The 8,840-nt window shown below is 69.2% G+C and carries 9 protein-coding genes; all 9 read left to right on the top strand.

The genetic code is table 11. The annotated features are described in order from the left end of the window. The coding region (locus tag APR04_RS30055; RefSeq protein ID WP_253878277.1) for a M15 family metallopeptidase at positions 1-1,676 on the top strand (1,676 nt) is incomplete at its 5' end. A 219-nt stretch (positions 1,677-1,895) separates the two neighbouring features. Then, positions 1,896-2,363, top strand: a complete 468-nt coding sequence (locus APR04_RS30050; protein WP_253878275.1) for an aminoacyl-tRNA deacylase — start codon at positions 1,896-1,898, stop codon at positions 2,361-2,363. Between the two features lie 264 nt (positions 2,364-2,627). Beyond that, complete coding sequence (locus tag APR04_RS30045) at positions 2,628-3,008, top strand: STAS domain-containing protein (protein ID WP_253878273.1); 381 nt, start codon at positions 2,628-2,630, stop codon at positions 3,006-3,008. A gap of 43 nt (positions 3,009-3,051) precedes the next feature. After that, entirely contained in the window at positions 3,052-4,335 is a 1,284-nt protein-coding gene (locus tag APR04_RS30040; RefSeq protein WP_253878271.1) for an FAD-binding protein, read from the top strand. An 88-nt stretch (positions 4,336-4,423) separates the two neighbouring features. Beyond that, positions 4,424-5,986: a sodium-dependent transporter gene (locus APR04_RS30035; RefSeq protein WP_253878269.1), complete on the top strand. Its 1,563-nt coding sequence runs from the start codon at positions 4,424-4,426 to the stop codon at positions 5,984-5,986. After that, on the top strand, positions 5,983-6,159 hold the full coding sequence (locus APR04_RS30030) for a methionine/alanine import family NSS transporter small subunit (protein ID WP_253878267.1): 177 nt from the start codon (positions 5,983-5,985) through the stop codon (positions 6,157-6,159). The genes APR04_RS30035 and APR04_RS30030 overlap by 4 nt, the downstream gene beginning before the upstream one ends. A 280-nt stretch (positions 6,160-6,439) precedes the next feature. Continuing rightward, entirely contained in the window at positions 6,440-7,366 is a 927-nt protein-coding gene (locus APR04_RS30025) for an ABC transporter substrate-binding protein (RefSeq protein ID WP_253878265.1), read from the top strand. 31 nt (positions 7,367-7,397) lie between these two features. Continuing rightward, on the top strand, positions 7,398-8,375 hold the full coding sequence (locus APR04_RS30020) for an amino acid ABC transporter permease (RefSeq protein WP_253878263.1): 978 nt from the start codon (positions 7,398-7,400) through the stop codon (positions 8,373-8,375). Then, positions 8,372-8,840, top strand: a 469-nt coding sequence (locus tag APR04_RS30015; RefSeq protein ID WP_372496188.1) for an ATP-binding cassette domain-containing protein, incomplete at its 3' end; no start/stop codon positions are given. The genes APR04_RS30020 and APR04_RS30015, both read left to right, overlap by 4 nt.

The following is an 8,840-nucleotide window of genomic DNA, read 5'->3' as shown; positions in this document are numbered from 1 at the left end:
TCCGGCTCTATGGCCTGATCAAGAGCGTCGCGGTGGGCGAGACCGATACCGCCCCGGACGGCGTCACGCTGAGCCAGATCGTCGCGGTGCTCGAGCGCGCCGAGGAGCAGGCGCAGGAGCAGGGCCCCGACTTCAGCCCCACCGTCGCGCAGGCTGCCGCCGAGCTCGGCATGCTCTACACGACGTACCAGATGCAGCAGCTGGCATCCGGTGAGAACGACGAGGGCTCCCGCGTCGACGGCGACGACGCCGAGAAGGACGCGGACACCGAGCGGGACGACGCCGAGAAGGACTCCGGCCAGGACTCCGACCAGGACTCCGACAAGGACGCCGACCCCGAGCGCGGCAAGGCCCCGCAGGGTCCCCAGCCCGAGGACGACGGTCCGCCCGCCGTGCCGGTGTCGAACGAGCGCACCTCGGTGGTCGACCGGCACGACGACGACCAGGCCGGCTACATCACCTACGACGAGGTGGTCATCGCGGCCGTGCGGCTCGCGAACATGCTCGACCCAGCGGTGCCCAACGCGCTCGTCGAGGTGCAGGGCGAGGGCCAGGGAGCCGGAGCCGGGCAGCGCCAGGGCTTCTCGCTGCGGGAGAACCTGCTCGACGTCGTGAGCAGGTTCGGCGGCACCACCACCGGATACGCCAACGGCCGCATCCCGGCCGGCGTGCTGTGCCCACTCGACTTCGCCCCCGGGCACATGCTGCGCTGCGACGCGGCCGAGCGGTTCACGGCTCTCAGCGAGCAGTTCGAGCAGGAGTTCGGCTACCCGATCCCGATCACCGACTCTTACCGGTCCTACGAGGCCCAGATCACCCTGGCCGGTATCAAGCCGCATCTCGCCGCCATCCCGGGCACCTCGAACCACGGCTGGGGCCTGGCCGTGGACCTGGGAAACCCGATCGCGGGCGGCAGCTCTCCTGAGTACGTCTGGCTGCGCGTGCACGGTCCGGACTACGGCTGGGAGAACCCGTCGTGGGCCCAGCTCGGCGGCTCGAAGCCCGAGCCGTGGCACTTCGAGTTCTTCGCGGCGGGGTCGATCCCCAACCGTGCGATCGACCCGTCCGACGTCGGCACCTGGGAGCCGACGGACTCCGCGAGCCCGCGGTACAAGCCGGCACTCGACCCGAAGCCCAAGGAGGACGGCTCCGACGACGGCCCGCGCAAGCCGGGTTCCAGGCCTGGGGACCGGCCGAGCGACAACCCGCCCTCGCAGAAGCCGACGAAGCCCGCTCCGAAGCCGGAGAAGCCGGAACCGGAGAAGCCAGAGCCGGAGAAGCCAGAGCCGGAGAAGCCGGAACCGGAGAAGCCAGAGCCGGAGAAGCCAGAGCCGGAGAAGCCGGAACCCACGCCGAAGCCCACTCCGACGCCCAAGCCGACGCCCAAGCCGACGCCGACGCCGACACCGACACCGACCGAGCCTGGGGAGGAATCCCCGACGTGTCCTGACGGGACCGAGGCCGAGTCGGCCGAGGCAGGTTCGGCGCCGGCTGCCGACTCCGCGGCAGATGCCGACACGAAGCCGGAGGCCGAGGATTCTGAGGAGACCGACCCGTGCCCGAGCGGCGGCGACGAAGATCCGAGGCCGAAGCCAGGTAGCTCACCGTCCTCCAGCCCGACAGCGACCCTCCCCGAGGAGAAGCTCGCGCCGGTCGACGACCAGCCGGAGGAATGACGAGCGGTTCGTGACAGCTGTGCAGACGCCGCCCGGGCCGGCGACGGCAGGCGCCGCGGGGCCCGAGGCGGACCCGCGGCGCTTCCTGCGTTCCGGTCCCCTGGAGTCGATGCCGCGGGCGCGACAAGACGGCTGTGCCGGGGCCGGACCTGCACCCAGGCGATATCTTGACCATACTGCGAGACAACGAAGACTCGCGTTTTCAGGATAGGAAATTTCATGAGCGAAGAACGCGCCGTGGCCGCGCTCGAGGCGGCGGGTATCCCGTTCGAGGTGACGCGGCACGGCCAGGTCGCTACCCTCGCTGAGGCCGCTGACGCTCGCGGGGTCGACCCGGCACGGCTGATCAAGACGATCGTCGTGCGTCGGGCGGACGAGGACTACCTGTTCGTGCTCGTCCCCGGTGACCGGCAGATCTCGTGGCCCAAGCTGCGTGCGCTGCTCGGTGTCTCTCGGCTGTCGATGCCGAGCAAGGAGGTGGCTTTCGAGGTCACAGGCTATGAGCGGGGAACCATCACCCCGTTCGGGTCGTTCCACAGGTGGCCCGTCGTCGCGGACTCCCGGCTCAGCGAGCCGGGGCCGGTGTCGATCGGCGCAGGTGCTCACGGTGTGGGCGCCACGGTTGACGCCGCCGATCTCACGGCGGCGCTCGATGCCACGGTTGCGGACGTGACCGACCCTGCCTGAGGCCTCCTCGGACGGGTGCGAGCAGGCCCGCGAGGGTGCGGAGGCCGGCATTTCTCCTCCGTGCAATGTGACCGTAACGCCCTGGGGGTGGACGGAAGTCGGGTCGCGGGTGAACACTCGCCCTAGGCAATTCTTGCCCCTCCCGACCAAGGAGCGGTCAGAGAGCACCAAGAAGCGTCCAAGTCGCCAGTGCAAGTCAGTGTGTAGAAGTCAGTGTCTAGCGAAGTCGAGGCTCGACCAATGCAGGACGGAGCGAATGACCCCATGGACCCTCTCCCGTCAGACTCAGCGCAGGACCTGGTTCCCGGACGCCCGGGCTCGGGTATCGCCTGCCGGAACACCTATGAGGGCACGGTGCTGACCCTCTGGGGCGACATCGACGCGCTGCTGCGCGAGAACGCGAGCGAGGCGATGGCCACGCTCGCCGCACGACCCGATCCCGAACCCGTCATCGTCGACGCGCGGGATGTCACGTTCATCGACTCCTCCGGGGTGGCCTTCATCCTGCAGGTGTTCGTGCTCGGCGAGGAGACGGGTTCACCCGTCCTGCTTCGTGAGCCGTCCGCCGTGGTGATGGAGGTCCTGGACATGGTCGGTATCAGTCAACGGATCCCAGTGGTCCGCAAGGCCGCAGCCAGCGCCTGAGTCGGCTGCGTCCGACCCGAAGAAGGAGTGGCACCCTTGTCCGGTGAAGAACTGGGCAGCGAACCTCACCTACTCCTCCGCGCGCACAGAGCGCCCCCGGAACCTCGCGGAGCTCACCGGCGTCGTCGCCGGTGAGCCCCGCGTCCGGGCCCTCGGCTCGCGCCACTCGTTCTGCGACGTCGCCGACACGACGGGCGTGCACGTACAGCTCGACCTGCTCGACGACGGCAGGCCGGCCCTCGAGGTCGACCCCGAGACCGGAGTGGCGTCGGTCCGTGCGGGCCTTCGCTACGGGGAGGTCGCGGCCGACCTGCACGCCGAGGGTCGTGCGCTGGCCGCCATGGCCTCCTTGCCGCACATCTCCGTCGCCGGAGCCGTCGCGACGGGCACCCACGGCTCGGGTGACGGGACACGCTCGCTGGCGGGAGACGTCGTCGGGGTGGACCTCATGACCGCCACCGGCGAGCTGCTGACCCTGCGCCGGGGCGACGCCGACTTCCCCGGGTCCGTGGTGGCGCTCGGCGCCCTCGGCGTCGTGACGCGCGTGGAGCTGGCCACGGTGCCGACGTTCGACGTGCGCCAGGACGTCTTCACCGGGCTGCCGTGGCAAGCGCTGTTCGAGAACCTCGATGCCGTCATGGGCAGCGCCTACTCCGTCAGCGTCTTCACCAGCTGGTACGAGCCGGACGTGCGCATGGTGTGGTGCAAGTCGCGGGTCTCGACAGGCTCGGCCGGCGGAGCGGCAAGCACGACCAGCGGGCCCGCCGCAGACCTGCTGACGCGCCTGGGCGCCCGACCCGCCGTCGGGCCGATGCATCCCCTGCCCGACGTCGCAGCGGTGGCGTGCACGGAGCAGGGCGGGGTGCCGGGACCGTGGTTCGAGCGGCTGCCGCACTTCCGGATGGACTTCACGCCGTCCCTTGGCGAGGAGCTGCAGTCGGAGTATCTGCTGCCGCGCACGGCGGGGCCCGACGCCGTCCGCGCCGTGCGGGCTCTCGGGGACCGGATCGGGCCGCTGCTGCTCACGTCCGAGATCCGGACGATCGCCGGCGACGACCAGTGGCTCAGCACCACACCAGAGGACAGCCTCGCGTTCCACTTCACGTGGAAGCAGGACTGGCCGGCCGTGCGAGCCGCGCTGCCCGAGCTGGAGGCGGCGCTCCTGCCGCTCGGTGCACGCCCGCACTGGGGCAAGCTGTTCACGGTCCCGGTGGCCGACCTCCCGGGCCTGTACCCGCGGTTCGGCGACTTCGCTGAGCTGGCCGGGCGCCTCGACCCGACGGGCAAGTTCCGCGGCGGATACGTGGCAGAGCTGCTCGCCGGATGAGCCCCTCGGTGCGCGCCCGGTGAAATTTCGGTGAATCTCCCGGCGAGCCGATTTCCCACTCGGGGGGATTTTCTCGGAAGATCAGGGTATGAGCGACGCGCAGAGAACTACCGCGGAGCCCGAGAAGCGTGAAGAGTTCAGCGGACAGCTGGGATTTATCCTGTCCGCGATCGGATCCGCTGTCGGGCTAGGGAACATCTGGCGCTTCCCGGGGGTGGCATACGAGAACGGTGGGGGCGCGTTCATGGTGCCCTACCTGATAGCGCTGCTGACGGCAGGCATACCGATCCTGTTCCTTGACTACGCGATCGGTCACCGGTTCCGCGGTTCGGCACCGCTGGCCCTTCGGCGGGTCAAGCGCTGGCTGGAGCACCTGGGCTGGTTCCAGGTGGCCATCTGCTTCGTCATCGCCGTCTACTACGCGGTGATCATCGCGTGGGCGCTCAGCTACTTCGTGTACTCGTTCGGCCTCCAGTGGGGTGACGACACGGCAGGCTTCTTCACCGGCACCTACCTGCAGCTGGCCGACGTCGGCGGCGCGGACCCATGGTTCACCCTCGACTTCGTACCGGCCGTGCTGATCCCGCTGGTCCTCGTGTGGGTCGCCACGATCATCGTGCTGGCCGCCGGGGTGGCCAAGGGGCTGGAGAAGGTCAACTTCGTCTTCATGCCGCTGCTGCTGCTCGCGTTCGGCACGCTCGTGGTGCGGGCCCTGTTCCTGCCGGGTGCCGCCGACGGGCTCAACGCGCTTTTCACGCCCGACTGGGGTGCGATGACCGATCCGAACGTCTGGATCGCCGCCTACAGCCAGATCTTCTTCTCGCTGTCCATCGCGTTCGGCATCATGATCACGTACGCCTCCTACCGGAAGCGCCGTGCCAACCTGACGTCCCCCGGCTTCGTCGTCGCGTTCGCGAACTCGGGCTTCGAGGTGTTCGCGGGCATCGGCGTGTTCGCGGCGCTCGGCTTCCTCGCGAACCAGCAGGGTGTCGCCATCGCGGAGATGGATGGGCTCAGCGGCCCGATCCTCGCGTTCGTCACGTTCCCCGCCCTCGTCTCCCAGATGCCGGCGGGTGGGCTCTTCGGAGCGCTGTTCTTCGGGTCGCTGGTCATGGCCGGGTACACGTCGCTGCTGTCGATCCTGCAGGTCGTCTCGGCGTCGTTCCAGGAGAAGTTCGGCTGGACGCGGGCGCAGGCCGCCATCCGGATCGGCCTGGTCGCCGCGGTGTTCTCCGTCCTGGCGTTCTCCACGACCACCGGCCTGATCGCGCTCGACACCGTCGACCAGTGGGCGAACAACATCGGCATCGTCACCTCGGCGGTCGTGACCACCGTGGTCATCGGCTGGGTGCTGCGGCGGACCGAGGAGATGCGGTTCCACCTGAACGCGGTCTCCACGATCAAGGTGGGCCGCTGGTGGTCGTTCTGCATCATCGTGCTCGGCCCCGTGGTGCTCACCTACATGCTCGTCTCGCGCATCGTCAGCCTCGTCGTGGACGGGTACGAGGGGTACTCGGGGACGTACCTCGGCGTCGCGGGCTGGGGCACCATCGCCCTGCTCGTCGTGGCGGCGATCGTGCTGACCCGGATGCGGTGGCGCGTCGAACCTGACGTGTTCAGTGCGTGGCCAAGGAACGGAGACAAGTCATGAGCGGCGAAGCAATCGCACTGCTGGTCGTCTCGCTCGTCGTGGTGTGGGGCGGCCTGGCCGTGAGCATCGTGGCGCTGGCGAGGCGCCCGGAGCGGACCGACTGGCCGCAGGGCTGGCAGCACGAGGGCGGTCAGGAGGACCGGCCCGACGAGCCGGTCGAGCACGACACGTGAGCGGCCCCCCGGCAAGTCGGCGCCTTGCCGGCTTGCCGGGGGCGTTTACGCAGGCCAGTCCATACGGACGCGGGTGAAACGTTCACGAAGCACGTAATACATTACGATGTGACATCGGTCTCGATCTTCCGGGTTTACGTCAGCGGAACGTCACGGTTAGGTGAGACTCGCACACGAGGCGCCATGTGCGCCGTCGGGTCCTCTGCTCCCCCTTACGACGGAGATCTGCCGGGTCGTACCGCCTCGTGACACACCAACGATCCGACCCAGGAGACCCCTGATGCGCAGGCTTCCCGCCCTCACCGCTGCCTCGGCACTGACCGCTGCCGCACTTGTCCTCACCGCATGCACCGACGCGTCCCAGCAGACCGCCGGCGATGCCGCCACCGACGAGGCCAGCGCCGAGGCATCGTTCGACCCGTCGACCATCGAGGCCGACGAAGAGATCGCCGCGATGCTCCCGACGGAGATCGCCGAAAAGGGCACGCTGTCCGTCGGCTCCGACACGGCGTACGCGCCGGCCGAGTTCATCGACGTCGACGGCAAGACGCCGGTCGGGTTCGACATCGACATGGTGACCGCCGTGGCCGCGGTGCTCGGCCTGGAGGCCGAGGTCCAGTCGGCGGCGTTCGACGGGATCATCCCCGCCATCGGCTCCAAGTACGACCTGGGTGTCTCGGCGTTCACCATCACGGACGACCGCACGGCCCAGGCCAACATGATCAGCTACGCCGTGGCGGGCTCGCAGTTCGGCGTCGCCGCCGGCAACCCGGAGGACTTCGACCCAGAGAGCCTGTGCGGCTCCACCATCGGCGTGCAGACCTCGACCATCCAGGACGAGGAGCTCACCGCGGCCACTGAGGACTGCGAGAAGGACGGCGAGGAGCCCATCGAGCTCGTGCGCTACGAGTCGCAGGCCGACGTGACCACCAACCTCGTGGGCGGCAAGCTCCAGGCCATGTACGCCGACTCGCCGATCACCGCCTACGCCGTCGAGCAGACGGCCGGTGAGGTCGAGACGGTCGGCGAGATCAACGACGCGGCGCCGTACGGCATCGTCGTCGCGCAGGACGACAAGGAGCTGACCGAGGCCGTGCAGGCCGCCGTGCAGAAGCTCATCGACGAGGGCACGCTCGAGGAGATCTTCGCCGGCTGGGGCAGCGAGGACGTCGTCGTGGACGAGGCCGAGCTCAACCCGGCCGAGTGACCCGCCCCCCAGGAACGAGAAGAGGGGTCAGATGAGCTCCAGCAACGCTCCGGCGTCGGGCCGCGACCCGGTGCCCAACCGGATCCATGCGCGTCCGGTGCCTCGGCCGGGCCGCCTCGTCGCGGCCGCGGTCGTGCTGGTCCTGGCCGCGATGGTGGCCAACGCGCTGATCACCAACGACAACTTCCGTTGGGACATCGTCTGGCTGTACCTGCGTGACGTCGTCGTGCTGCGCGGCGTGCTGTGGACCCTGATCCTGACGTTCGCGTCCATGGCGATCGCCGTGGCACTGGCCGTCACGCTCGCGATGATGCGCCGGTCGGACAACCCGGTCATGCGCTGGGTGAGCTGGGTCTACATCTGGTTCTTCCGCGGCACACCGATCTACACGCAGCTCATCTTCTGGGGACTGATCGCGGTGCTCTACCCGCGGCTGTCGCTGGGCATCCCCTTCGGGCCGGAGTTCTTCACGTTCCGCACCGACGATGTCATCACCGCCTTCTGGGCGGCCCTCCTGGGCCTCGCGCTCAACGAGGCGGCGTACCTCGCCGAGATCGTGCGCGCAGGCCTGACCTCCGTGGACCCCGGCCAGACCGAGGCAGCGAAGGCCCTCGGGATGAAGGACGGCAAGATCATGCGCCGCGTGGTCCTGCCGCAGGCCATGCGCGTCATCGTGCCGCCGACGGGCAACGAGACCATCTCGATGCTCAAGACCACGTCCCTCGTGGTCGCCGTGCCGTTCACGCTGGAGCTGACCTACGCGACGAGCGCGATCGGCAACCGCAACTTCCTGCCCATCCCGCTGCTGGTCATCGCGGCGCTCTGGTACCTGCTGATCACCTCGATCCTGATGGTGGGCCAGCACTACCTTGAGCAGTACTACGGGCGCGGGTTCGGCACGGTCACCCGACGCCGGAGCGGCGGCAAGGGCCCCGGCGGTGGCAGGCAGGGCGCCATCGCAGCCGCCGGGACCGTGAGACAAGACGTCAACAGGGAGGTGACGCCATGAGCGTCGTCGCCGGCTCCGCTGCCGCTCCGGCGGACTCCACCGACATGGTCTCCGTCCGCGCCGTGCACAAGGTGTTCGGTCACGGGCACGACGCCGTGCACGTCCTCAAGGGCGTCGACCTCGACGTCGCGCGGGGCGAGGTCACGGTGATCCTTGGCCCGTCCGGGTCCGGCAAGTCCACCCTCCTGCGGTGCATCAACGAGCTGGAGGAGATCACCGGCGGCTCCGTCGTCGTCGGCGGAGACCTCATGGGCTACCGCAAGGACGCCAAGGGGACGCTGCACCGGCTGCACCCAAGGGCCGTCGCCAAGCAGCGCTCGCGGATCGGCATGGTGTTCCAGCGGTTCCACCTGTTCCCGCACATGACGGCGCTCGAGAACATCATGGAAGCGCCGGTGCAGGTGCGGGGGATGTCGAAGAAGGCGGCCAAGCAGCGCGCGCTGGAGCTCATCGAGCGCGTGGGGC

This window comes from Promicromonospora umidemergens (genome assembly GCF_024171995.1).
In the GTDB taxonomy this organism is placed as follows: Bacteria; Actinomycetota; Actinomycetes; order Actinomycetales; family Cellulomonadaceae; genus Promicromonospora; species Promicromonospora umidemergens.
This window is presented reverse-complemented; position numbering and strand designations above follow the sequence as displayed.

Excerpts from the sequence above, each read along its gene's own strand:
- APR04_RS30050 (WP_253878275.1), top strand. The coding sequence starts at position 1,896 with ATGAGCGAAGAACGCGCCGTGGCCGCGCTCGAGGCGGCGGGTATCCCG.
- APR04_RS30045 (WP_253878273.1), top strand. The coding sequence starts at position 2,628 with ATGGACCCTCTCCCGTCAGACTCAGCGCAGGACCTGGTTCCCGGACGC.
- APR04_RS30035 (WP_253878269.1), top strand. The coding sequence starts at position 4,424 with ATGAGCGACGCGCAGAGAACTACCGCGGAGCCCGAGAAGCGTGAAGAG.
- APR04_RS30030 (WP_253878267.1), top strand. The coding sequence starts at position 5,983 with ATGAGCGGCGAAGCAATCGCACTGCTGGTCGTCTCGCTCGTCGTGGTG.
- APR04_RS30025 (WP_253878265.1), top strand. The coding sequence starts at position 6,440 with ATGCGCAGGCTTCCCGCCCTCACCGCTGCCTCGGCACTGACCGCTGCC.
- APR04_RS30020 (WP_253878263.1), top strand. The coding sequence starts at position 7,398 with ATGAGCTCCAGCAACGCTCCGGCGTCGGGCCGCGACCCGGTGCCCAAC.